This is a genomic window from Micromonospora sp. NPDC048905 (genome assembly GCF_040649655.1).
Taxonomy (GTDB): Bacteria; Actinomycetota; Actinomycetes; order Mycobacteriales; family Micromonosporaceae; genus Micromonospora.
The window spans coordinates 77138-102224 of record NZ_JBEZFV010000012.1; the positions used below are offsets into that span (position 1 = coordinate 77138).

Genomic DNA, 25087 nt, shown 5'->3' on the forward strand with positions numbered 1-25087 from the left:
CCGTCGGTCACTCCTCGACCGCGCCGGCGCTGGGGGTGACCAGGAAGTCGTAGACGGTGCGGGCCATCCGGCGGACCGTCTCGTCGCCGCTGGCCATCGGGCCGGCGGTGAGGAACGCGACGGCGGTCTCGGTGCCGGGGATCAGGTAGTAGCCGACGTCGTGGGAGGCGTCCGGCAGGTCACCGGTCTTGTGGGCCACCGGCACCCCGGGTGGCAGCGCCGCCGGGATCTTGGTGTTCAGGGTCTGTTCCCGCATGAACCCGACCATGAGGTCACGGGAGGCGGGGGTGAGGATCTCGCCGTCCCAGACCGCCCCGAGCAGGGACACCACGTCGTCGGGGCTCGTGTAGTTCTCCTCGCCGCGTTGCGCCGCCGCGCTGTCGAGCATCCGGCGGGCCAGGATGGTCGATCGTTGGTTCATCGAGTCGATCAGCGCGTTGACCGGGGCGAACCCGCCGAGGTAGGTGATCAGCACGTTCGCGGCGACGTTGTCGCTGTACTTGATCAGATACTGGGCGAGCCGATGCAGGGTGACCACCTGCGGGAACGTCTCGAACTGGAGCTGACCGGTGCCACCGACCACGTCCTGCGGGGTGACCAGTACGCCGTCGTCGAGTGAAACCTGTCCACAGTCGACCCGGCGAAGCAGCTCGACGAGGATCCACAGCTTGATCACGCTGGCGGCCTTGGGGCGCAGCGCGCCGTTGACGGCGATCTGCTGGTCGCCGTACCGGCCGGACAGGTCGCGGACGGTGACTCCGGCCGGGTTGAGACTCGCGTCGGCGACCACCCGGGCGAGCTGTCCGCTGAGCGGGAACAGCCGGGCTCCCGCGACCGGGTCGGTGGGCGGCTGCGGGCTGGTGACCACCACGCCGGTCAGCTCGACCGGCGGGCGGTGCTGGGGGATCACCTCGAGCGTGCCCTCGCTGCGGCCGGTCAACGGCACCCGGTAGCGGTAGGCCGTGCCCCCGACGACGACCGCGCCGCTGGCCACCCCGGCGGCGACGAGCATGCCCGGGTCGGCGACCCGTCCGGTGTCACCGTCACAGGCCCGGTAGCGCACGGTGTGCCCGAGCGAGTCCACCGCGAACACCCCACCGGGAAACGACAGCCAGGACACCTCGCTTGTCGGCGCCCGCTCCGGCGTCGGCTCGACACCGGGCTCGTGGCCCTGCCCGCCGCTCGGGTATCCCGGCTCGGCCGGCCGCGCCGGGTCCGCGCCGGGGCCGGGGCCGTCGGCGGTGGCCGGCCCGGTCGTGGCCAGCACGGCGAGCGCGACCGCCGCCGCCAGCCCCTTCCGAGGTACGCGGACAAGGGCTGGCGGCGGTGAAGATGAGGACCTCTTGTCGCTTTTTCTCACGTCTGTACGATATGAAGCGCTGCGGAGCGGTGCGACAAGCGAGGTCGGCGTCACCCGTCCGGGCGGCGATGTCCCCATGAGCGTGATGACTCACAGGTATAAAGATGACTCACCGGCATCAACCTCATCAGAGGCACCGACCCCCGGAGGTCCCCATGTTGATCATCGCAGGCAGCCTGCGGGTTGAACCCTCCGCACGCGAGGCGTACCTGTCCGACTGCGAAAAGGTCATCGCGCAGGCGCGCGCCAGCGCCGGCTGCCTCGATTTCCTCCTCGCGGCCGACCCGTTGGAGCCGGGACGGATCCACGTCTACGAACGCTGGGAGTCCGCGGAGCAGCTGGCCGCGTTCCGTGGCTCGGGGCCGAGTGACACGCAGGAAGCGGAGATCCTCGACGCCGATGTGCAGCGCTACCTGATCTCCGGCGTCGAGGCACCCTGACCCGGGTCACCCACGGCCGGAGGTTCACATCGGCGGTCCCGATGCGGGCTCGGGTTCCGCGGGCAGGCCGGGCGCCAGCCGGCGGATCGAGGCGAAAGCGGGCGTCAGCGCTTCGTACAGCTCGGCGAACAGTGGCAGCAGCGCCGCGTACGTGGCGGCGGCGGCCGGGTCGGGGCGGATCGTCTCCTCGATCCGGACGAGGTCGGCGGCGACGTCGATGCTGGGGATCAGCCCGAGCGCCTGCATGCCGAGCAGTGCCGCGCCGAAGCTGGACCCCTCGTGTGCGGCCGGAAAACTCACCGGCACGCCGAGCACGTCGGCGAGCATCTGCCGCCACAGGCCGCTGCGGGCGAAGCCGCCACCGGCACGGATCTCGCGGACCTCGTTGCCGGCCGCCCGTACCGAGCTGAGCACCAGGGCGAGTTGCTGGCAGACCCCCTCCAACGCGGCACGGATCAGGTGCTCGCGGCGGTGGCTGTGGGTCAACCCCACGTACGCCCCGCGCGGCAGGGCGCTCCAGTGTGGTGCCCGTTCGCTGTGCAGGTACGGCAGCATGATGAGCCCGCCCGAGCCGGCCGGCGCGCGGGCCGCCAGGGCGACCAGGTCCTCTTCGGAGTGCTCACCCAGATCCGGCGCGAGCGCCTCGCCGGCCCACTTGAGGACGATGCCGCCGTTGTTGATCGCACCGCCGACCGCCCAGCGGTGCTCGGTCAGCGCGTAGCAGAACACGCCGCCGAGTGGGTCCACCCCGGGCCGCTCGACCATCACCCGCATCGCGCCGCTGGTGCCGATCGAGCAGGCCACCATGCCGGGATGCACCGCGCCCAGGCCCAGGTTCGCGAGCGGGCCGTCGCCCGCACCGACCACCACCGGGGTGCGCTCCGGCAGGCCGGTGGTGGCCGCGGCCCGCGGGGTGAGGCCGGGCAGCACGGCGGTGGTGGCGACCAGTTGGGGCAGTTGCTCCTCGGTGATGCCGGCGATGGTCAGCGCCTCGCTGTCCCATTCCAGCCGGTGGATGTCCAGCAGGCCGCTGGCCGAGGCGATCGAGTGGTCGGTGACCAGCGCGTCGCAGAGCCGCAGTAGCACCCAGTCCTTGATGCCCACCCAGTGCGCGACGCGCTCGAAGAGTTTCGGCTCCTGCTCGGCGAACCAGACCAGCTTGGGCAGCGGCGACATCGGATGCATCGGCGTGCCGGTACGCCGGTGCAGGGCCAGCCCGGACGGCACCGCCCGGAGCCGCTCGGCCTGCCGGATCGCGCGTGAGTCGGCCCAGGTCACCGACGGCGTGAGCGGGTTGCCGTCCGGGTCCAGCCCGATCAGGCTGTGCATGGCGGAGCAGAACGCCAACCCGGCCACCGGCTGGACCAGCTCGGCCACGACCACGCTCACCGACTTGAGCACCGCGTCGAGGATGAGGTGCGGGTCCTGCTCGGCGTAGCCGGGTTGCGGGTCGTTCAGCGGGTAGCCGACCGAGTGGCTGCCGAGCTGTCGCCCGTCGGTGTCGTACGCGACGGCCTTGGTGCTGGTGGTGCCGATGTCGACGCCGACGACCACTCCGGGCCGGGTGTCCTGTGGCACGCGCTCACCCCCTTCGCACGGCGGTGCGGCGGCGACGCCACCCGGCTGCGGTTGACGTTACCGAGACGGCGACGGCCCCCGCAGGACACGCGCACAGGACATCCGTCGACGCGACAGTATCGGCCTATCGTGTGGCTTTATCCGCCGATCGGGTATTTTGCCCCTTCCGGCGTGTCCGGGTGCCACGCCGCGTCTGTTGAACGGGGAGACACCCAGATTGGTGGCCTACGCGGCGAAGGAGTCGGCGTGGCAAAGACTGATTCAACGGGTTCCACCTGGCGGTACCGGTGGGCGCACCGGCAGAACGTGCGGCGGGTCAGCACGTTCCGGGGCGCCGAGACGGCCTGGCGGCGACGTGCCGACGAGCTGCGGCGACTGCGCGCTCTCGCCGCCGACTTCCAGGGCTCCGCCGCGGCCGGCGACGGCCTGCCCCTGGAGTTGACCGCCGACGAGGCGGTGCTGTGGGTGCTGCCCGCCGCGCAACTGGTCGAGGTACGGCACACCCCGGTGCTGCCCGCCCCGGACCTCACGGTCGCCCCGCCGACCGGACCACTACGCCCGCGCCGCCCGGACGGCGTACGCGTCACCGACACCGGCATGGCCGTGATCACCAGCCGTCGCCTGGTGCTGCTCGGCGGACGCGGCCGGCGCGACTGGGCGTACGGCCGGATGACCGGCCTGGCCCACGACCCCGCGTCGCCGGTCACGTTGATCCAGGTGCTGGACCGGCGGACGACCGCCGGGTTGCTGCTGCCCATCGACGCGGCGCCGGACTTCCGGTTCAAGCTGACCCTGGCCTTCGCCGACGCGATCGAACAGCGCGCCGCGGTGCTCGACCAACTCGACGAGATGATCGCCGAGCACGCCCAGCTCAAGCCGTTCCGGCCGGCCGTGGCCACCCCGGCGCAGGCCCGGCTCACGTCGTTCGTACCCGGTGGTCGCCGGACCATCGCGGTGGCGGCCGCGCTGGCGTTGCTGGTGCCGGCGGCGCTCATCGAGTCGAATCCGTCCGACCCGACCGGCGGCCCGGAGGTCGCCGCCGCCGCAACCCCCAGCGCGGAGCCCCTGCTGATCCGCCCGGCAGCCCCGGCGCTCACCCGCGTCACCCCACCGCCGAAGCCGACGACGTCGCCACGCTCGGCGCCCCGCACGACCGCCGACCCGCGTTGCGGGGCGCCGGAGAACCCCCTGGGGTACGGCTTCTGCGGCGGTACCCGGATCCGTCGGCCCGCCCCGGAGGTGTGCGACTGGTTCGACTGCGTGCCGCAGTTCTGGGCCGGGCGGGGTTACCTCGTGCAGTGTCGCGACGGTTCGGTCAGCCTGGCCGGTGGCGGAGCGAAAGCGTGCGGCGAGCACCGTGGGGTGCGGCGAACCATCACGAAGTGACCGATTTGGGAGTTAAAGTCTGCTTCGGTCGGTCACAATTGCCGAGTGGAGATCAGGTCTGACGATGGCGCGCGGGTGCGGATACGCCCCGTCGGCTACCAGCCTGGCATCGACCCGCCCGACGACCCCGACCGGGCCGCGCCCGGCTGGCACGACTGGCTGCTCATCGAGGTGGACGCCCGTACCGCCGACGGCCAGACCTGGTCGCACCACTACCCGAGCCTGATGGTCGAGGAAGCCCGCGCGTTCGGCGGCTGGCTGCGCGGGCAGGCCACCTCGGCGCTCGAATCGAACGCGCCACCGGCGATGGTCAGTTTCACCGAACCCAACCTGGCCCTCCGCTCCCGGGTGCTCCGCCGCCGCCGGCTGGAGCTGATCGTGGAGTTCTCCGCCGAGTCGCTACCGCCGTGGATGCGCCGCCCGTCCGGCGCGATCTACCCGTTGCTGCTCACCGTCTCGGCGGACGCCCTCGCGGCGGCCGCCGAGCAGTGGGCCGAGCACTGCGCGGCGTACCCGCCGCGGATCCGGTCGAGGTTCCCCACCGAGAACCCCGGGTCGGTGCACCATCCGCGCCGCGCGGGCTGAACGGCTCACCACGCGTTGTCCTTGTGGAGCCGGTAACGCCCTGCTCTGATGTGCGGTCATGGGTGCTGAGCAGGTCCACCGCACGGTGGAAGCGGTGTGGCGAATCGAATCCGGACGGGTCGTCGCCGCCCTGGCCGGGCTGGTCCGCGACATTGGCTGGGCCGAGGAGTTGGCCCAGGACGCCCTGGTCGCCGCGCTGGAGCAGTGGCCGCGCGACGGCGTACCGGCCAACCCGGGCGCGTGGCTGACCACCGTCGGCAAACGGCGGGCGATCGACGCGCTGCGCCGGCGGAGCCTGCTGGAACGTCGGGTGGCCGACCTCGGGCGCGACCTCGACGACGAGCGGTTCACCCCCGACTTCGACGCCGCGTTCGAGGAACGCATCGACGACGACCTCCTGCGGCTGGTGTTCACGGCCTGCCACCCGCTGCTGTCACCACAGGCGCGCGCGGCACTGACCCTGCGGGTGTTGGGCGGGCTGAAGACCGAGGAGATCGCCCGAGCATTCCTGGTGGCGGAGACGACCGTCGCGCAGCGCATCACCCGGGCCAAGAAGACGCTCGCCGAGGCGAAGGTGCCGTTCGAGGTGCCCGGCGTGGCCGAGCGCGGCGAACGGCTCGCCTCCGTGCTGGAGGTCATCTACCTGATCTTCAACGAGGGCTACTCCGCGACGGCCGGCGACGACTGGATGCGCCCGGCGCTCTGCGCGGACGCGCTGCGGCTGGCCCGCCTCGTGCAGGAGCTGATGCCCGAGGAGCCGGAGGTGCACGGGCTGGCCGCGCTGCTGGAGATCCAGGCGTCGCGGACCGCCGCCCGGGTCGACGCCGACGGCGAGCCGATCCTGCTGCTGGAGCAGGACCGGGGACGCTGGGACCGGCTGCTGATCCGTCGTGGCCTCACCGCGCTCGGCCGGGCCAGAGCGGCGAACGGCCCGCCCGGCCCGTACACCCTCCAGGCGGAGATCGCGGCCTGCCACGCGCGCGCGGCTACCCCGCAGGAGACCGACTGGGCGCGCATCGCCGCCGGCTACGCGGAGCTGGCCCGGGTCGTACCGTCCCCGGTCGTGGAGCTGAACCGGGCCGTCGCGGTCTCCTTCGCCGACGGCCCGGCCGCCGGTCTGGAACTGGCCCGGGCGCTGGCCGACGAGCCGGCGCTGGCCGGCTACCACCTGCTGCCCAGCGTGCTCGGTGACCTGCTGGCCAAGCTGGGCCGCCACGACGAGGCGCGCGCCGAGTTCGAACGGGCCGCCGAACTGACCGGCAACGAACGCGAACGCGCGCTGCTGCGCGCCCGTGCGGCCGACTGCGCCCGCGGGGTCACGCCAACCCGGTGAAGAATTCTTCGACAGTCATGTCGTATCCCGCCCCGACCGCTCGACGCGTCAGCGAAAGCCGGCTCGCACCGGCAAGGGGGACCGGCGACCGGCCGGCACGGACAAGGAGAGCGACATGACGACGACAGCGAAGGCGACGAGCGCGGGGTCCGCGGTGGCGGGCGACGACTCCCGGCGTACGACGACCAGGGCGCTGTTGGCCGGCGGAGCCGCCGCCGGCCCGCTGTTCGTGGTGGTGGCCGCCGCCCAGGTGCTCACCCGCGACGGGTTCGACCTGAGCCGGCAGCCGCTCAGCCTGCTGGCCCTGGGTGACCTGGGTTGGATCCAGATCGCCAACTTCGTGTTGACCGGGCTGCTGGCCCTGGCCGGCGCGGTGGGGCTGCGCCGGACGCTGCGGGGTGAGCCGGGCGGGACGTGGGGTCCGGCGTTGATCGCCGTGCACGGCCTCGGCCTGGTCATCGGCGGGGTGCTGGTCTCGGACCCGAGCATGGGCTGGCCGGCCGGCGCGCCGGAGGGCACGCCCGACACGGTGAGCTGGCACGCCATCGGTCACGGTGTCGGGGCGGGGCTGGCCTTCGGTTCGCTGCCCATCGCCTGCCTGGTCTTCGCCCGCACCTGGTGGCGGGCCGGGCAGCGTGGTTGGGCCGCCTACTCGCTGGGCAGCGCGACGGCCATTGTCGCGATCCTGGCCTGGCCCGACCAGGACACCCTCAGCATCCGGATGGCGCTCGCCTGTCTCGTCACCTTCGGCTGGCTCACCGCGCTCTGCGCTCGACCGTTCACCCGCTGACCCGTCATTCATCGATCAGGAGAGGAGCGCACCGATGCGCTACATGATGATGCACAAGCTCGACGAGAACCTGCCCGGAGCGTTCAACCCGGGCCCGGAGTTCATGGCCCGGATGGAAGGTTTCATGAAGGAGGTCGCGCAGGCCGGGATCCTGGTCGCCGCCGAGGGGCTCTGCCCGACCGTCACCGACGCCACCCGGATCACCGTGAGCGGCGGCACGACCACCGTCACCGACGGGCCGTTCACCGAGACCAAGGAACTGATCGCCGGGTTCGCGCTCGTGGACGTGCGTTCCCACGAGGAGGCCGTGCAGTGGGGACGGCGGTTCGTCGACGTCTTCGCCGAGACGTTCGGTGAGGTGGAGGTGGACATCCGCCGGGTCTACGAGGCTCCCGAGGCCGGCCAGCACGGCTGACCTCGTCGCGCCGCCGCCCGGGTCACCCGGGCGGCGGTCCGACGTTCAGGCCCGGCCGGGGGTATGGGTAGGGTGATCGTCGTCAGCCACGAGAAGGAGGTGAGCCCGGTGACCACCCGACGTCAATCCTGGGCGCTCTTCTCGGCCGTCCCCCTCAGCTGACCACTCGCGTCGGGGAGTGCGCCCTCCTTTCTCGGAGGACACATGTCCATCTCCCCGTTCCGCATCGACGTACCCGATGCGGTCCTCGACGACCTGCGGACCCGACTGGCCCGTACCCGCTTCACCGACCGCAGCGGCCACCGGCCGTGGCAGGGCGGCGTCGACCCCGACTACCTGCGGGACCTGGTGTCCTACTGGCACGACGGGTTCGACTGGCGAGCGCGTGAAGCCGAGCTGAACGCGTACCCCCACCACCTGGCAGTCGTCGGCGGCCGGAAGCTGCACTACCTGCACGTCCGGGCGGCGCGCCCGGCCGGTGCGCCCACGCCGTTGCCGTTGCTGCTGAGCCACGGCTGGCCCAGCAGCTTCGTCGAGATGCTGCCGCTTGTCGACCGCCTGACCGACCCCGATCGGTCCGGCGGCGCGTTCGACGTGGTGGTGCCCTCGCTGCCGGGCTTCGGCTTCTCGGAGGTCCCGGACGAGCCGGTGACCCGGGCGCTCCTCGCCCGGACCCTGCACGAGCTGATGACCGAGGTGCTCGGCTACGAGCGGTACGGTGCTTTCGGCGGCGACGTCGGGGGTGTGGTGACCGGCTGGCTCGGCGCCCTGTACCCGGAGCAGGTCGTCGGCATCCACCTGATCCACCCACCGTTCCCGGCCAGCTTCGACGCCCGTCCACTGTCAACGGCCGAGCAGGCGTACCTGGACGCCGAGGCCGCGTACGACGAGACCGACGGCGGCTACAGCGCCATCATGGGCACCCGCCCGGACACCCTCGCGGCGGCGCTCGCCGACTCACCGGCCGGGCTGGCCGCCTGGCTCGTGGACAAGTACCGGGACTGGACCGACAACCACGGCGACCTGGCGAACAGCGTCGACCGGGACACCCTGCTCACCATCATCACCCTCTACTGGGTGACCGGCTCGATCGGCTCGTCGTTCCGGCAGTACGCCGACTTCGACCACAACACCCCACGACCCATGATCGAAGTGCCGGCGGCGTTCACGGTGAGCACCGAGCCCTCGCAGGCCAACTTCCCGCGCGAGATCGCGGAGCGGGCCTGCACCGACATCCGGCACTGGAGCGAGCCGGGCCGGGGCGGGCACTTCCTGCCGTTGGAGGAGCCGGACCTGTTGGCCGACGAGCTGAGGCGTTTCTTCACCTCGCTGCACGGGTGATGTCCGACGGCGGAGCCGCGCTCAAGACGGCCGGCTCCGCCGCCTGGCCTCGGTCGTGCCCGCCAAGGGGCCTATTACATCAAATCAGTTTGATGTAATGTGCGGCTGTGATGTCAGAGACAGCCGGCACCAGCGCACCGCCCGGGTTCGTGACCGCCGTCGGGCACCCGGTGCGGTGGCGTTTGATCAGCGAGCTGGCCCACAGTGACCTTGCTGTGCACGAGCTGACGGCGCTGCTCGGCCAACCGCAGAACCTCGTCTCCTATCACCTCGGCAAACTGCGCAGGGCCGAGTTGGTGACCGCGCGGCGTAGCAGCGCCGACGGCCGCGACACCTACTATTCGCTCGCCCTGGCCCACTGCGGCGACCTGCTGTCCGGCACCGGCGCTGCCCTGCACCCCGGGCTGCGGCTCACTCCGCCCACGCCGGCCACCGCGGTGACCGGACGAGTGCTGTTCCTGTGCACGGGCAACAGTTCACGGTCGCAGATGGCCGAGGCGCTGCTGCGGGAACGCACCTCCGGCACCGTGGCGGCCTACAGCGCCGGAAGCCAACCCAAGCCGGTCCATCCGCACGCGACAAGCGCCATGGCGGCACGCGGCATCGACCTGACCAAGGCGCTGCCCAAACACGTGGACGAGTTCGCCGGTCAGCGATTTGACGTCGTGATCACCCTGTGCGACCGGGTCAAGGAGGTCTGCCCCGAGTTCCTCGGACAGTCACGGCTCCTGCACTGGAGCATCCCGGACCCGGCCGCCGATCCCGACGGGTTGCCCGCTTTCCAGCGGGTCGCCGACGACCTCGCCCAACGCGTCAGTTTCCTGCTGCACGCACTGCCGCCCACGAGAGAAGGCATCATGACCAGCCCCATCAATGACAACACCGTGAGCGTGCGCTACCTCGTCGATGACGTCGCCGCCGCGATCGACTTCTACACCACCCACCTCGGCTTCACGTCGGCCCACGCATTCCTGCCCGCTTTCGCCGACGTACGACGCGGCAACCTGCGGCTACTGCTGTCCGGCCCGGACAGTTCCGCAGGGCGGTCCATGCCGGACGGACGCCGTCCGCACCCTGGCGGCTGGAACCGCATCCACCTGATCGTCGCCGACATCGACGCGGAGGTTGCCCGGCTGCGCGCCGCCGGAGTTACCTTCCGCAGCGACGTCATCGCAGGTCCGGGTGGCCGACAGATCGTCCTGGACGACCCGGCCGGCAACCCCGTCGAACTCTTCGCGCCGGCACCTGCCTGACCTGTCCGTCAATTCTCTCCTTTCGGGCGCAACGGGATGCATCGATCGTGGTTGCGTTCCCTGTCACGTACATGAGCGGTTGTACCGCGCGTGACCGTGACCTCTGTGGCCTGCGCCCCCTGGCGGATCGCCTGGGCCGAGCGCGAGAACGAGCGCCGGCAGCGCGCGTACCGCGACGCCACCGACGCCTGGCTGCGCCGCGACGACCACCTGACCCGGCTCCGCATCGAGGCCGCCGGCTTCCTCGGGTGTACGCAGCCCCGCACCGGCCTACCGGTGGACCTCGACCACGACGAACTCGTCTTCCGCGTCCTTCCCGTCGCCACGCTCGTCGAGGCCGAGGCGCGGCACGTCCCCGGCCTGCCCAGCCCGGGTCCCTGCGACTTCGCCGACACCGTGCACGCGGCGCTGCCAGCGGGCCTGCGGGTGCTCGACACCGGGATGGCCGTCGTGACCAGCCGCCGCGTGGCCTTCGCTGGCCGCGAGCATCGGCGCGAGTGGCGGTACGCGGACCTGCTCGGCCCCGCCCACCACCCCGACGTGCCGGTCACCCTGCTGCCCGTTGACGGTCGCGGATCTGCCGAGTCGGCGCGACCCCGGCACCGACTCTCCGGGCTGCTGGTTCCGGCCAGCGCCGTGGTGAACTTCCGCTTCTATCTCACCCTCGCGGCCACCGCCGATCGCGCCGCCGTCAGCGCGCAGGTCGACGCCCTGCTGACCGCCCACCGACACGCCCGGCCCGCGCCTCCGGTGTCGGCGGCACCCGACGACGCGCCCTCGACAGCGGTCCGCCTGGACCGCCGGACCCTCGCCGTCGCCGCCGTCGCGACCGTGGTGTTCGCGACGCTGGCCCCCGGCACCGTGGGACCACAGCAGGCCGGCACTCTGCGACGAGCGGAAGCGGCGACCATCGCGACGGGTGAGCCGATCGTGCGGAACACCGCGACGCGTACACCTTCCGTCCTGGGGGCGGCGAGCCCGAGCACGCCGGTGCGTCCGGTACGGCCTCTGGCGGCCGGTCCGCAGCAGCCCGCCGCACCGGTCCCGTCCGCCGCTGTGCTGGCTGCGCCGGTCCCCACCACCGTTCCGGTGCCGCTCACCGAGCCGGTGCCAACCACCGTTCCGGTGCCGTTCACCGAGCCGGCACCGACCATCGCGCCCACTCCGTCCAGTGCTCCCGCCCCGTCGGCCAGCGCGACGCCGACGCCAGCTCCGACGCCGACCGACCCGCCCACCGCGGCCTGGCCGGGCTCACCGTCGCCGACCGCGACGCCCGACCCCGCGCTGGTGATGGCGTGCCTGGAATCTCTGCTGCCGCTTGTGGACCGGCTGCTCTGCCCGCCGACCGGGCCGTGATGCAGGGCCGATGCGGTCGGGTCAGCTCGTGGCGCCGAAGTCGGGGAGGGTGAGGGAGCCGTCCGGGCCGAGGGTGAAGCCGGGGTTCCAGGCGATCTCCCAGACGTGACCGTCCGGGTCGGCGAAGTAGCCGGCGTAGCCGCCGTAGAACGTCTCCCGCGCCGGCTGGGTCACCTCGGCGCCGGCCTTGCCCGCGGTCGCCATCACCTCGTCGACCTCCGCCCGGGAGCGGACGTTCTGGGCCAGGGTCATGCCGCCGAAGCCGCCGGTGTCCGGGTTGGGGACGCCCGCGTCGGCGGCCAGCTTGTCTCGGCTCCACAGCACCAGGGCCAGGCCGCCCGCCTGGAGGAAGACCGTCTCCTCGACCTCCTGGCCCTGCCAGCCGAGGTGTTCGTAGAAGGCTTTGGCGCGCGCCAGGTCCGAGACGCCGAGGGTGATCAGACTGATCCGCTGCTCCATCCTCGTAACCTAACGCGCCAGCGCCCGGGGGCGCGGCAAGGTAGACCAGAGCAATCCGAGGAATCTACACTCTTCTCTGTTAACGCTCACACTCGTCCCAGTGCTGAGGCAGTGACGCCATGCCGATCTGACGATCGGTGCCCGCCGGGTGAACACCCGGCAGCCGGCGGCTGCTCGGTCCGGCCGGCCCCGCCCCAGACGGTTGCCGGCTGCCCGTGGCGGCCCCACCGGCCGGCCCATGCCCTCGGCCAGCTCGACCAATCCAGGGGAGACAGCTATGCGAACGAGGGCACGATGGCTCGCGACGCTCGCCGCGCTCGGTGTGGTCATCGCCGGCGTGGTGGCACCCACCGGTCCGGCCAGCGCGGAATCCAACGGCGGGGTACGGGTGATGCCGCTCGGCGACTCCATCACCGAGGGCACCCAGGTGCCGGGCGGGTACCGCATCGGGCTCTGGCAGCGTCTCGCCACCAACAGGTACACGGTGGACTTCGTCGGATCGCAGTTCAACGGGCCGGCCAGCCTGGGTGACCACGACCACCAGGGGCATCCCGGCTGGCGCATCGACCAGATCGACGCGAACATCGTCGGCTGGCTGAACACCCAACGACCGCAGACCGTCCTGCTGCACATCGGCACCAACGACATCCTGCAGAACTACAACGTGAGCACCGCGCCGAACCGGCTCTCCAACCTGATCGACAAGATCACCAACACCGCGCCCACCGCCGAGGTGTTCGTGGCGCAGCTCATCCCGCTCTCCAACAGCGGCCAGGAGGCGGCCAACCGCACCTTCAACGCGGCGATCCCCGGCATCGTCCAGAGCAAGGTCAACGCCGGCAAGCGGGTGCACCTGGTCGACATGCACAGCGCCCTCACCACCGCCGACCTGATCGACGGCGTCCACCCCACCGCCGGCGGCTACGACAAGATGGCCGCCCGCTGGTACAGCGCCTTGCAGTCGGTGCCCGGCAGCATCGGCAACCCGGGCAGCGGCGGCGGACAGACCACCACGATCGTGGGCACCCGGTCCGGCAGGTGCGTCGACGTCCCCGGCTACTCCACCACCAACAGCACCCAGCTGAACCTGTGGGACTGCCACGGCGGCACGAACCAGCAGTGGACCTACACGTCCAGCAAGGCGCTCACCGTCTACGGCAACAAGTGCCTCGACGCCGCCGGCAACAGCACCGCCCCGGGCACCCAGGTCACCATCTACGACTGCCACGGCGGCACGAACCAGCAGTGGAACGTCAACGCGAACGGCACGATCACCGGCGTGCAGTCCGGCCTCTGCCTGGACCCGTACAACCAGGGCACCGCCAACGGCACGAAGCTCGTCCTCTGGACCTGCACCGGCCAGGCCAACCAGCAGTTCAGTCGCCGATGAAACAGCCAACACGGTGGCTGACGACCGCGCTCGCGGCGGTCCTCGGCCTGGCGCTGGCGACAACCACCCGGGACGCGGCCGCCGCCGACAGCCCCTACCAACGGGGTCCGGATCCGACCGCGGCCAGCGTCACCGCCACCCGCGGCCCGTTCGCCACCACGCAGGCGACCGTGCCCGCGGGCCACGGCTTCAACGGCGGGTACGTCTACTACCCGACCGACACCAGCCAGGGCACCTGGGGTGCGGTCGCGATCGTGCCCGGCTACTCCGCCCTGTTCGCCAACGAGGAAGCCTGGATGGGTCCCTGGCTGGCGTCCTTCGGGTTCGTGGTGATCGGCATCGAGACCAACAGCCGCACCGACGGCGCCGACGCCCGTGCCACCCAGTTGCTCGCCGCACTGGACTACCTCACCCGCACCAGCCCGATCCGCGACCGGGTCGACGCCAACCGGCTCGGCGTCATGGGCCACTCGGCGGGCGGCGCCGGCACCCTCCTCGCCGCCCTCCGGCGGCCGACCCTGAAGGCGGCGGTCGGCCTCGCGCCAGGTACGCCCGGCAACAACCTGAACATGTCCACCACCCAGGTCCCCACCATGCTCCTGTCGGGACAGAACGACGGCACTGTCACGCCGTCGTACGTGCAGGGCATCTACAACACGCTGCCCGCCGGCGTGGAACACGCCTGGGCGGAGCTGGCCGGCAACGACCACCTCTCGTTCACCAGGCCGAACCCCACCGAGATGCGACTCCTGATCCCCTGGCTCAAGACGTTCCTGGACAACGACACCCGCTACACCCAGTTCCTCTGCCCACTGGCGAACAGCAGCGGCGTTTCGCGGTACAACGCCACCTGCCCCCTGGTGCCGCCGGACGGCCCGCCGGCACCGCCCACGTCCGCGCCGCCCACGTCCACCCCGCCCACCACGGGTACGCCGACCACGCCGCCACCCTCCGGCGCCCCCTGTACCGCGACCTACCGCACAGTCAACTCGTGGTCCGGCGGCTTCCAGGGCGAAGTCACCGTGACCGCAGGCACCGCCCACATCAACGGCTGGACCGTCAGGTGGGAACTGAACAACGGCCAGAGCATCAGCCAGGTCTGGAGCGGCACCCTGAGCACCAGCGGCTCCACCGCAACGGTCCGCAACGTCTCCTACAACGGCTCGCTCGACTCCGGTGCCACGACGAGCTTCGGCTTCCTCGCCTCGGGTACGCCAGCCACCACCTCACCGACCTGCACCAGCCCCTGACCAACCGCAGGACGTAACCGCGAGTCGTGCGGCTCCGATCGGAGCCCACCTGTCGATCGCCGCGCCCCCGGCCAGCGTCATGCGACGCCAGCGTCGAGGGCGCGGCGGCTCGTGCGCCCTTCCGCCCACCGTGGACGGCTGCGGTAGGGCGGGCCGAGCGGTGCGGGACAGCGCCAGCAGGGAGCCCGGTACTAAAATCTCGCCTTGCCGTCAGCATGCGGCTGGCCGACACGGGGAGGTGTCATGCGGCGTCGCCAACTGCTGGCGTCCGGGGTGTTCGCGGCGATGGGGCTCAGTGCTGGGGAGCTGTTGAGAGCTGCCCCGGCCGCCGCCGAACCGGCCTTGCTGAAGAGCGTCGGCGTCCAGCTGCCGGTGGACGACCTGCGGGCGATCGAGCTCGACGAAGCGCGCGGCCGCCTATACATCGCACAGGGGGTTGGTGGCGCACTGCCGCTGGTGGTGACGGATCTCGACGGCCGCCTGCTGTCCCGGGTCACCGCGGTCGCTGACATTTCCGACCTCGTCCTCAGTGCCGACGGACGCTTCCTGTACGCGGCCCAGGGCTTCAACCGGATCATCGCGTTGGATGCCGCCACGCTCACCGTCATCGCCAGCTATCCCGCACCCGTCGGCGCCCACCTGTACACGGTCGAACCGACTGGCGAGAAGGTCGTCGGCGGGTTCATCGACGCCGGTATCGGCTCCGGCGGTCTGCTGGTCTGGTCCGCGCCCGGAACCTCGCCGGTGGTCTACACCGCGGGTCCCAACTACCATCCGATCATCGACGCCAGCCCCGGCGCGCCCGGTCTCCTCGTCGCCGGCGACACCGGGTACTCGCCCGTCACCACGTACGTCATCGATGTCTCCGGTGACAGCCCGACGATCGTCGCACAGCGGGACTACACCGGCAGCAACCTCATCGGCTACGCCGTGAGCCCGGACGGCACCGAAGTGGTGGAGACGGTGGGCAGCCCGTACGAGCACCACTCGTACCGGCTGCCGGATCTCGCCGACGCCAACGTCTATCCGAGCGGCGTCTATCCGCAGGACGCCGCCTGGTCCGGGGACGGCTCGACCGTCGCCATCGGCCGCGCCTCGACCGCCTCCGGTGCCGCCGATGTCTACCTCTACGCCAAGGGCAGCACGGTCCCGACGTACGCCGTCGACTTCCGCAGCGGCGACAGCCTCTGGGAGGGAACGCTGCTGGTTAACCGGGACGGCACCCGGGCCTGGGCGGTCACCTCGACCGATCCCTACCAGGAAACTCAGCTGCTGCACTCCTTCGGGCCGGCGCGCCCGCCGACGCCGCCGGTCACCGACCTGGCCGTCACCGCCCAGTTCGGGGGCGGCAAGGACAAGCAGACCGCGCAGCTCACCGTGACGTGGAGTTCGCCCATCGGTGACGACAACTACTGGTGGATCACCGCGTCGACCAACGGCGGGGCCGAGCGGGAGTTCTGGCGCGGCAAGCTGGACGCCACCGGCAGATACACCCTCACCTACTCGCTGCCGCGCGGCACCACCGTCTTCACGGTCCGGTACCGCGACTACTACCAGTTCTACCCGGACGGCTACGCGACCGCGACGCTGCAACGATGAGCGCGCCGGCGACAGCGCGGGCCAGCTCGGCCGCCGGCCCTGGCCAGTAGGGCAACTCCGGCCCCGGAATTCCCTCGCGGCTACGCCCTGCTGTCGCAGACCTGCACTCTTCAGGCCGGCCAGCAGGGGTACGTGTCGCGGAGCAAGTTCATCGCGGGTGCCCGCGGTGCTCGCGCACCCCGACACCTGAAACTCCCGCCACCCTCGACGGCCAAGCATCCGAAAAGGCTTGGCGGGCGACTGTAGTCTGCACAACGGGTAGCGAAGGCCACCCGGAAGAGTGATGGGGTGCGCGCCCTGGGCGCTCCAGGCCAGACGACTGTGGTGTCGAACGCACGGGGGGAACCATGTTCGAGCGGCTGGGCAAATTCGTTGTGCGCAGAGCGTGGTGGGTGATTGCCGGGTGGGTGGTGGCGGCGGCAGCCATCATCCTCACCACACCATCGCTCAGCGACATCACCTCGGCGGATCAGGAAAGCTTCCTGCCCCGCTCGTACGAGTCCGTGCAGGCTACCGAACTCGGGCAGAAGGCGTTTCCACAGCAGGCCACCGCGACCGCGGTCATCGTGGTCAAGCGCGCCGACGGGCAGAAGCTGACGCCGGCGGACGAGTCGACGGTGGGCAAGCTCGCCCAGGCGCTCAAGGCCAAGAACATCCCGCACACGTCCGGCTACCAAACCGGCCCGCCAGCAGTGGCACCGGACAGGTCGGTGCAGATCGTCAACGTCGGGCTCGACGCCCCCACCCCCGACGACCCGACGCTGCTCGACGCCGTCCGCGATCTGCGAGCGGACATCGGCCCGGAGTTGGCGAACAGTGGACTGACCGCGGGCGTGGCCGGCGACGTGGCGAGCTTCGTCGACAACGAGGACACCTTCAACAACGCCTTCGCCGTGGTCGGCATCGCGACGATCATCCTGATCATCGGACTGATCCTGATCATCTTCCGCAGCCCCATCGCCGCGCTGCTGCCCGTGGTGGTCGTCGGCGTCGTCCTGAGCATCACGACGGGTCTCGTCGCCGCCGCCGGCAAGGCATTCGACCTCAGTGTCAGTCAGGACCTCCAGACGATCCTGCTGATCGTGCTGTTCGGCATCGGCACCGACTACATCCTGTTCCTGCTCTTTCGCTACCGGGAACGGCTGCGCGCAGGCGACGACAAGCGCACCGCGATGATCGTCACCGTCCAGCGGGTCGGCGAGGTCATCACCTCGGCCGCCGGAGCGGTAATCGTCGCGTTCCTCGTGCTGCTCCTCGCCTCCCTGGGCTTCTTCGGCTCGCTCGGCCCGGCGCTCGCGATCGCGGTCGGCGTCATGCTCGTCACCTCGCTCACCCTCGTCCCGGCGGTCGTCTCGCTGCTCGGCCGGTACGTCTTCTGGCCGTCGAAGGCCTGGCAGCGTACGCCCAAGGCCACCATCTCGCACCGGCTCGGCAGCATCGTCGGGCGCCGGCCGGCACTCGTCGCGGCGCTCTCCGGCATCATCCTGGTCGCGCTCGCCGCAGGCGTGCTGAGCTACAAGGCCGACTACGACTTCAGCGCCGGCTTCCCGCAGGACACCGAGTCGGCGAAGGCCGCGCAGGACCTCCAGCGCGGGTTCGCCGCCGGTGCGCTCGCCCCCACCGAGGTCTACCTGACCACCAGTAACGGGTCACAACTGACCGAGCAGCAGGTCAACGAGTTCGCCGCGGCCATAGCGAAAGCCCCGGGTGTGGGCCAGGCACAGCCCCCGGAGCGCAGCACCGACCCGAGTGTGGCCCGGGTCAACCTGCTGCTGAACGAGAACCCGGTCTCCAACGAGGCGATCACCCTCGTCCGCGAGGACCTGCGCGATGCCGTGCACGCGTCGGCGCCGCCCGGCACCCGGGCGCTGGTGGGCGGGACCACCGCGATCTTCGCGGACATCAACTCGGCGAACAACCGCGACCTGTCGGTGATCCTGCCGGTCGCAGCCGGCCTGATCGCGCTCATCCTCGCGCTGCTGCTGCGCAGCCTGGTCGCGCCGATCTATCTGGTGATCGTGGTGCTGCTCAACTTCGCCGCCACACTGGGCGCGACCGTCTACCTCTTCCAAGGACTTCAGGGCGAGCCCGGTGTCACCTTCCAGTTGCCGATCATCCTCTACCTCTTCGTGGTGGCGATCGGGACCGACTACAACATCCTGATGATCGCCCGACTACGCGAGGAAGCGCGGGAGGGCAACGCACCACACGAGGCCGCCGCCATCGGTGTGCAACACGCCGGCCCAACCGTCGCGGCAGCCGGACTGATCCTGGCCGGCACGTTCGCGGTGCTGCTGCTCGCGCCGATCTCCTTCCTTCAGCAGATGGGCTTCGCGGTGGCGATCGGCATCGTGCTGTCGGCGTTCGTCATGTCGATGTTCTTCGTCCCGGCGCTGACCGCGCTGATCGGGCACAAGGCGTGGTGGCCGGGCCACGGGGACGAGCGGCCGGCCGGCGGGCGACACGCCCGCGCCGTCGACCAACCGAGCTAAGGCCTGTTTCATAAGGGCGGTCGAGCCGAGGCGGTGTCCGGGCGGCGATCCGGCAAGGCGCGGTTTCGTTGGGATACCGGTGTTGTATCCGGGCGGAACCGCAACGCCGCCGGTCGTCGTCTGGGCCCGCCGCAGGCCGGCCAGTTCTTATGAAACAGGCCTTAGTCGCACTGGGCCAGCAGGAGGCGAGTCAATTCGACACCACTGCCCCTGACCCACTCCAGGAGCAGCACTAGGCGGCGATCGTGCGGGCGGTGGCGTAGACGTCGGCGGGTAGGGCGTGGTGAAGCCGCCAGAGAACCCGCATCGGCCGGTCGCCAGTGTGCGACTCGTACGTCATGGTGCCGGCGTAGAGATACGGCGGCGCGCCCAGATCGCGGTCGGCGATCCGGGTCTCCCGAACGAAGAGGTGCACCGTCGAGCCACTCGAGACGTAGCGCTGCCCGGTTGCCGATGCTGCCGAGGTGGTGCTCTGCGACTCCCACTGAAACAGGGTGTCGGTGATGGCCCGGTCGGCGTACATGGTGGTGGGGGAGTAGTGCGCCTCCGACTTGACCAGCGTGACGAAGAACAGGTCAGCGCCGGCGTCGGGCAGCCACTTCACTCCCTCACGCAGCGATCCCGGGTTGGTCATCCCGAAGGCGGCGCAGGCCTCGTTGCGGCTGTAGCGGGCGTGCACCCGCAACGGCACCCCACCCGGAGCGACAGTCGGCGTGACCCGATGGATGCGGTCCCGTAGCACCTCGGCTACCTGCCGCAACTCGGTGCAGCGCGCCGGGTCCTTCCACAGTCCGGTCAACCGCTCGTCGCGCCCGGTCAGGGGCGCGTTCGGCCCCCAGAGGCTGAAGTGCAGCATGTCCAACAGTCGGCCGTTCCCGTCGTACACCTGCTGGCCTGGCGCGGGCGGTCCGGCCGCGACCCGGGTCAGCAGCTCCAGCCGGTCGACGTCGTCGGTGTGCAGCATGCGGCCGATGGCGCGGCCCAGCTCGCGGTCGTCCGGGCCGGGCGCGGACGTCTCGATGCCGGCGAGTCGCCGCAGCCCGGTCCAGCCGCCGATGCTGGCCGAGCGGTACACGTCCTCGATCTCCAGGCCGGTCTCGCGAAGGAACGTCGTCAGGCTGACGTCGCCGAGTTGCCGCAGCTCAGACACCAGACCGGCCTTCGAGGTGGGCAGCGCGTTCTTCAGATTGGCGAGCACCACCTCCTTGGCCACCCGGTCCAGCTCGACGTGGCAGCCGCTCGGCAGGCTGGGGAAGTCGTCGCGGACCGCCTCGGTGATCGCCCGTCGGCTCACCCCGGTCAGGGCACGCCACCGCCTGTCGAAGCGGAAGTTCGCGTGCTGCCCACCGATGAAGTCGAGCACCGTGAGGCAGGGCTTGTCGTCGTCGAGGCGCAGGCCACGGCCGAGCTGTTGCAGGAAGATCGTGGCGCTCTCGGTGGGCCGCAGCATCAGGATCGTGTCGACCATCGGCAGGTCGACGCCCTCGTTGAACAGGTCCACGGTGAAGAGCACCCGCAGCTTGCCGGCCTTGAAGTCCCGCAGTAGCCCCTTCTGCGTCGCGCGGTCCACTCCCGACGTCACCGCCGCCGCCTCGACGCCGTGTTGCCGGAACCAGTCGGCCATGAATTCCGCGTGCCCGATGCTCACGCAGAACCCGAGCGCCCGCATCCGCCCGACGTCCACCTTGTCGCCGACCGCACGCAGCACCGACCGTGCCCGAGCGTGGTTGCCGGTGTAGAGGACGTTGAGTTCCGCCAGGTCGTAACCCTGCCCGCGCTTCCAGGTGACCTGCGACAGGTCAACGTCGTCGTGCAACCCGAAATACTGGAACGGCGCCAACAACTGCCGCTCCAACGCCTCCCACAGGTGCAGCTCAACGGCCGCGCGCCCGTCGAACCACCGGCGCACGTCGCCGCCGTCGGCCCGGTCGGGCGTCGCCGTCAACCCGAGGAGTACGCGGGGACGTAGCCGCTCCAACAGCCGCGCGTACGTCGGCGCCTCCGCGTGGTGGAACTCGTCCACGATCACCATGTCGTACGCCTCGGGGTCGACCTCCCGGCGGTGCAGTGACTGGATGGAGGCGAAGACGTGCTTCCAGCCGTTCGGCCTCTCGCCCGCGACGAGCGTTTCACCGAAGCTGCCGTCCCCCATGACCTGCCGGAACGTCGACAGGCTCTGCCGCAGGATCTGCTCCTGGTGAGCGACGAAGAGCAGCGAGTCCACCCTGTTGTTGCGGTACAGCCGGCGGTAGTCGAGGGCGGCGACCACGGTCTTGCCGGTGCCGGTCGCCATCACGACCAGGTTGCGCCAGCGCCCGTGCACCAGCCGCTCGGCGTCCAGGTCGGCCAGGATCTCGGCCTGATACGGGTACGGGCGCACGTCCAGGTTCGAGATCTCGGTGGGTGCCTGGTCGCGCCGCTCCCCGCTCAACGCGTGCCGCATCCGCTCGGCGTCCCTGGTCGCGTCGTACGTCTCGAACGCCGGGTCGTTCCAGTAGTCCTCGAACGTCGCCGTGAACGTGTCGATGACGTGCGGCTGCTCGATGTTCGAGATGCGGACGTTCCACTCCACGCCGTCCACGAGCGCGGTCTTCGACAGGTTCGACGAGCCGACGTACGCGGTGGTGGTGCCGTTGTTGCGGCGGAACAGCCACGCCTTGGCGTGTAGGCGGGTGGTCCGCGTCTCGAACGACACCTTGACCTCGGCGCCGAGTTCGGTGAGCCGATCCAGCGCTCGTTGGTCGGTGGCACCGAGGTAGGTGGTGGTGATGACGCGGACTCGACCGCCCCTGGCGATCAGCTCGCGGATGGCTGGCTCGACGATGCGCAGGCCGTACCACTTGATGAACGCGCAGAGCAGGTCGACGCTCTCGGCCGACGCCATCTCGTGGTTGACCTCGTGGCCGATGCGGGGCTGGTGGCGGCCGTTGACCAGCAGCGCGCCGGTGGAGAGGGGAGTGGTGGGGCGCTGCGGGAAGGCTGGCAGGGCCGGTGGGGTTGGTGGGGCGGCGATGGCGTGGAGCAGGTGCTTGGCGTCCGTCACCTGGTCCTGGTGTGTTGCCGCCTTTGGGCTGAGGGCGGCGATGGCCTCGGCGATCTGGTTCGCCATCGCGACCTGGTGGTGGAGCTTGTCGTCGCCGCTCGGGACGGCTTGCAGGGCGCGGGCGGCCAGGGTCGCTATGTGGCGGGCGAGAGTGTGGTGCGCGTCGGCGGGGTCGAGCTTGTGGTGTTGGACCAGAGCGGGATCGACATGCTGGAGGCGGTCGGCCAGCTCACGGGTGATCAGGTGCTCGTAGACGCCCCGCTCAAGATCCGTCATTACGGCACGGTATCTCTCTGTGGCTGCGCTGCCGTTCGCCGCGCCGGGGAATTTGACGCCGGGCTGTCGCTTGCACTCTCCGGTGGGAACATCAGGACCCGAACGTCCGGCAGGGCAGCGAAGGCCCGTTCAATCAACGGATTGATCTCGTTCCAGTCGAGACCGCCGTTACCGCAGCCCAGCGCCGGCACTGCTATCGAGGAGATCCCGTGCTCGCGAACAACGCGGACGAGGTCACACAGTCCGTTCTGGACATCTGTCACCTTCGAGCTGGTACGCCAGTGGCCCTTTGTCGGAAAGTTGATCACGTAGCGGCCTGGTCCTGGGCGAGCCGAATCGAAAAAATGCACCTGGCCTAGTTTGATCACTTGGGCCGCACACGCTGCCCGGTAGGCGGCGTAGTTGGCCGGGTAGGCACGCTTGAACTGCAGGGCGATCCCTTTGCCCATCACACCCACGGTGTTGACCGCGTTGACTAAAGCCTCGACATCAGCGGTCAGCAGGTCTCCGTGCGCGGTTATGATCATGGGCGTGCCTCCCTCGTGGTAACTCTTAGTACCAGCTGGGACCGACATCGACGTACGCGGCGATGCCGCCACGACAGTCCGACGGATAGAGCCGCCGCTGAGGAAGCTCCCCGAGTCTTCCCTCAAGCCGTAGAAGAATTTGTGGAATTGCAGCTAGCGGTCCAGACGCGGGCGGAACTCGTCGCTGCGAACCAACACGTCAAAGGTTGGCGCCCTGCCCCAGCTTGGCCGCAGTTTTGTTACTTTTATCCACCCCCAGGATTTGTACGCGATCTGAGCAGCGGCATTATCAGGGCGAACCAGGAGCGTGGTCCGCAGCTCAGTCCGCCGTGCGACCAGTTCATCGTGTAGCGCCCTAGCAATGCCCCGACGGCGCCAGGCAGGACGTATCAGCAGTTCACTGAGGGCAAAGGTTCGCCTACCGTCTTCCTCGGTAAACCCGGGCGGCACTGGCTCGTGGATTCCTTCCCACCACCGGGTATCCGGAGGTAGCGGAAAACCGTAGATGTAGCCGAGGAGGACCCCGTTGACTGTTGCGCTGATCAACTCCCACCCAACTCGCTGCATGTGGAGGTCAAGCTGCCGCCGGTAGCGGTCCTCGCTGTAGAACTCGCCGCCATCCGCGTAGACCTCTAGGTAGAGCTTCACAAGCTGATCTAGGATTTCCTTAGCTTCGAAGGCACTGTAATGGCGCAGTTGCAAACCCTCGATCACGCACTCACCGCCTGATCGTAGGCGTCAACGAACTGGCGGGTTGTCGTGGTTGCTTGCCGTGGTGCCGCCAAATGCCCACGCACCTGTGCGAGATGCTGACTCACTCGCTTCGAGTTGATCTGGCGTACGGCGGGCAGCACGTCCAGAGCGATACGCGCCGCTTCGTTGACGTCGCCCTGCTGGTACGCCGCCTCCGAGAGCCGCACCGCGTAGTAGACCTGGTTCCGTCGATGACTAGGCGAGGGGTTGGCAGTGATCGCGCGCAACGACTGCACAGCGCGCTCGGGCCTGTCGAGGGCGAGGTAGGAGAGCCCTTCGATCCCGTTCAGCTCTTGCTCGTTCACGAAGTGAACGAAGCTCTGGTCATCTTCATGGGCGCCGCGGTCCAGCTCTCGGCGGGCCTTGGTCATTTCGCGGCTGAATCCACTGGCGTCCCTGAACACTGCGTAGGCATGGGCCCTCCGTAGGTGCAGCAACGTGCTGAGTCGAGGCGTGGTCCACCCGGCAGAGATCCGTAGGGCTGCCTCTGCGCAGTGCAGCGACTCGCCAGGCTGATCTTCGCGGATCAACAGCGACAGGTGTGTGAGCGCACGGACTTCCACCTGTGGGTCATCCGCGATTCGGGAACGAGTGATCGCCTCATGCAGGTACGGCCTTGCCTCGGGTCGGCGATCTGCGTCGATGGCGAGCCAGGCGGCCTCGATGGACAGATCAGCCAGGGCGCTCTGGAGCGCGTCACCGACCTCTCGGCTGTAGCTCGCCCGCGCTGCCCAGGCCGACAGCCTGGTGTGCGCTTGCATGGCGACGTCGCAAAGCAGGTCGGCCCCGACGGCCGCGTCGGCCCGCCGGAGATCGTCAACCAGGGAGCTGGCGAGCCGTACCTGTTCCATGCCGATGTTTCCCGGCACCTCAGCAGGCGGCCCGGGGAGCAGGTACGTGTGACCGCCTGCGGCGAGTCCCGCGAGTGCGGCCAGTACGTTGAAGCGTCGACGGTCCGTAGCGCCACCCCCTTGGCTTGGTGCCTGCTCCACGTTAACCGCCTTGGCTGCCCGTTCGCCTCGCTCGACCACCTGATCGTCGCAATGGGCGCTATTTGTCTTGACGCCCACGGACCTCGGCACCGTCCAGCAATGCTCATCGGGAAGGCGGAACCAGAGACTTCCCGGCGGCACCCGAAGAAGCTGTGCCCAATGCGCCAGCCGATCCAGGTGCACCAGCGGCGGCCCGTTTTCCACCCGGCTGAGTTGCGCCTGTGTGATCCCCAGCCACCCGGACACCACGCTCTGCGGCAACGCGACCCGCCCGTGGTACGGATGGCAGCGGTACGCCCGGATCACCCGCCCCAGATGCCGCTCGGCGAGGGCCTGTCGCACCGGCTCGTGTTCCCAGAAGCTCGCCGGCACCACCGGTGGCCTGCTCAACCGGTCCCGTTCGGCGGCCTGGCACGGCGTACACCGGCCGCTGTCGTTGTCCCGGGCCAGCCGTCCGCCGCACCGAGGG

General features: G+C 70.2%; 20 protein-coding genes. 13 read left to right on the forward strand and 7 right to left on the reverse strand.

The features are described 5' to 3' along the window. Positions 1–7: 7 nt before the first annotated feature. Positions 8–1360: a serine hydrolase gene (locus AB0C01_RS26705; protein WP_357572432.1), complete on the reverse strand. Its 1353-nt coding sequence runs from the start codon at positions 1358–1360 to the stop codon at positions 8–10. 155 nt (positions 1361–1515) lie between these two features. Here AB0C01_RS26705 and AB0C01_RS26710 point away from each other — a divergent pair, with 155 nt between their 5' ends. After that, a complete protein-coding gene (locus AB0C01_RS26710; RefSeq protein ID WP_357242137.1) occupies positions 1516–1800 on the forward strand; it encodes an antibiotic biosynthesis monooxygenase in 285 nt (94 codons plus the stop codon). A gap of 24 nt (positions 1801–1824) precedes the next feature. On the opposite strand, the gene AB0C01_RS26715 is transcribed toward AB0C01_RS26710, so the two are convergent. Next, positions 1825–3378 (reverse strand): gluconokinase, encoded by a 1554-nt coding sequence (locus AB0C01_RS26715; RefSeq protein ID WP_357242140.1) that lies wholly within the window; start codon positions 3376–3378, stop codon positions 1825–1827. A 246-nt stretch (positions 3379–3624) separates the two neighbouring features. Here AB0C01_RS26715 and AB0C01_RS26720 point away from each other — a divergent pair, with 246 nt between their 5' ends. From AB0C01_RS26720 to AB0C01_RS26755, 8 genes are all read left to right on the forward strand, one after another. Next, positions 3625–4764 (forward strand): hypothetical protein, encoded by a 1140-nt coding sequence (locus tag AB0C01_RS26720; protein WP_357242143.1) that lies wholly within the window; start codon positions 3625–3627, stop codon positions 4762–4764. A 45-nt stretch (positions 4765–4809) separates the two neighbouring features. Continuing rightward, positions 4810–5349 carry a hypothetical protein gene (locus tag AB0C01_RS26725; RefSeq protein ID WP_357242146.1) on the forward strand — a complete coding sequence of 180 codons (540 nt, stop codon included), beginning with the start codon at positions 4810–4812 and terminating at the stop codon, positions 5347–5349. A gap of 58 nt (positions 5350–5407) precedes the next feature. Continuing rightward, positions 5408–6682 (forward strand): RNA polymerase sigma factor, encoded by a 1275-nt coding sequence (locus AB0C01_RS26730; protein WP_357242149.1) that lies wholly within the window; start codon positions 5408–5410, stop codon positions 6680–6682. 115 nt (positions 6683–6797) lie between these two features. Further along, positions 6798–7472 carry a DUF998 domain-containing protein gene (locus AB0C01_RS26735; protein ID WP_357242152.1) on the forward strand — a complete coding sequence of 225 codons (675 nt, stop codon included), beginning with the start codon at positions 6798–6800 and terminating at the stop codon, positions 7470–7472. 34 nt (positions 7473–7506) lie between these two features. Then, positions 7507–7887 carry a YciI family protein gene (locus tag AB0C01_RS26740; RefSeq protein ID WP_357572433.1) on the forward strand — a complete coding sequence of 127 codons (381 nt, stop codon included), beginning with the start codon at positions 7507–7509 and terminating at the stop codon, positions 7885–7887. Positions 7888–8091: 204 nt separating this feature from the next. Continuing rightward, on the forward strand, positions 8092–9228 hold the full coding sequence (locus AB0C01_RS26745; RefSeq protein ID WP_357242158.1) for an epoxide hydrolase family protein: 1137 nt from the start codon (positions 8092–8094) through the stop codon (positions 9226–9228). A gap of 110 nt (positions 9229–9338) precedes the next feature. Then, positions 9339–10481: a VOC family protein gene (locus AB0C01_RS26750; protein WP_357572434.1), complete on the forward strand. Its 1143-nt coding sequence runs from the start codon at positions 9339–9341 to the stop codon at positions 10479–10481. A gap of 90 nt (positions 10482–10571) precedes the next feature. Continuing rightward, entirely contained in the window at positions 10572–11837 is a 1266-nt protein-coding gene (locus tag AB0C01_RS26755; protein WP_357572435.1) for a hypothetical protein, read from the forward strand. A 21-nt stretch (positions 11838–11858) separates the two neighbouring features. Here the strand turns inward: AB0C01_RS26755 and AB0C01_RS26760 are convergent, their stop codons facing one another. Further along, positions 11859–12296 (reverse strand): VOC family protein, encoded by a 438-nt coding sequence (locus tag AB0C01_RS26760; RefSeq protein WP_357242170.1) that lies wholly within the window; start codon positions 12294–12296, stop codon positions 11859–11861. 277 nt (positions 12297–12573) lie between these two features. On the opposite strand from AB0C01_RS26760, the gene AB0C01_RS26765 reads away from it, so the two are divergent. The 4 genes from AB0C01_RS26765 to AB0C01_RS26780 all read left to right on the forward strand — a co-directional run bounded on the left by AB0C01_RS26765 (position 12574) and on the right by AB0C01_RS26780 (position 19027). Further along, positions 12574–13686, forward strand: coding sequence for a ricin-type beta-trefoil lectin domain protein (locus tag AB0C01_RS26765; RefSeq protein ID WP_357242172.1), 1113 nt, complete (start codon positions 12574–12576; stop codon positions 13684–13686). After that, positions 13683–14936: a cellulose binding domain-containing protein gene (locus tag AB0C01_RS26770; protein ID WP_357242175.1), complete on the forward strand. Its 1254-nt coding sequence runs from the start codon at positions 13683–13685 to the stop codon at positions 14934–14936. The genes AB0C01_RS26765 and AB0C01_RS26770 overlap by 4 nt, the downstream gene beginning before the upstream one ends. A 243-nt stretch (positions 14937–15179) precedes the next feature. Next, on the forward strand, positions 15180–16535 hold the full coding sequence (locus AB0C01_RS26775) for a hypothetical protein (protein ID WP_357572436.1): 1356 nt from the start codon (positions 15180–15182) through the stop codon (positions 16533–16535). 392 nt (positions 16536–16927) lie between these two features. Beyond that, positions 16928–19027, forward strand: a complete 2100-nt coding sequence (locus AB0C01_RS26780; protein ID WP_357242181.1) for an MMPL family transporter — start codon at positions 16928–16930, stop codon at positions 19025–19027. A gap of 232 nt (positions 19028–19259) precedes the next feature. Here the strand turns inward: AB0C01_RS26780 and AB0C01_RS26785 are convergent, their stop codons facing one another. From AB0C01_RS26785 to AB0C01_RS26800, 4 genes are all read right to left on the reverse strand, one after another. Further along, a complete protein-coding gene (locus AB0C01_RS26785; RefSeq protein WP_357242184.1) occupies positions 19260–22346 on the reverse strand; it encodes a DUF3427 domain-containing protein in 3087 nt (1028 codons plus the stop codon). Then, positions 22346–22873 (reverse strand): macro domain-containing protein, encoded by a 528-nt coding sequence (locus AB0C01_RS26790; protein WP_357242187.1) that lies wholly within the window; start codon positions 22871–22873, stop codon positions 22346–22348. The genes AB0C01_RS26785 and AB0C01_RS26790 overlap by 1 nt, the downstream gene beginning before the upstream one ends. Positions 22874–23026: 153 nt before the next feature. Continuing rightward, positions 23027–23587 carry a GNAT family N-acetyltransferase gene (locus AB0C01_RS26795; protein WP_357242190.1) on the reverse strand — a complete coding sequence of 187 codons (561 nt, stop codon included), beginning with the start codon at positions 23585–23587 and terminating at the stop codon, positions 23027–23029. Next, on the reverse strand, positions 23584–24993 hold the full coding sequence (locus AB0C01_RS26800) for a hypothetical protein (RefSeq protein WP_357572437.1): 1410 nt from the start codon (positions 24991–24993) through the stop codon (positions 23584–23586). Before AB0C01_RS26800 ends, AB0C01_RS26795 begins: the two co-directional genes overlap by 4 nt. Positions 24994–25087 lie beyond the last annotated feature (94 nt).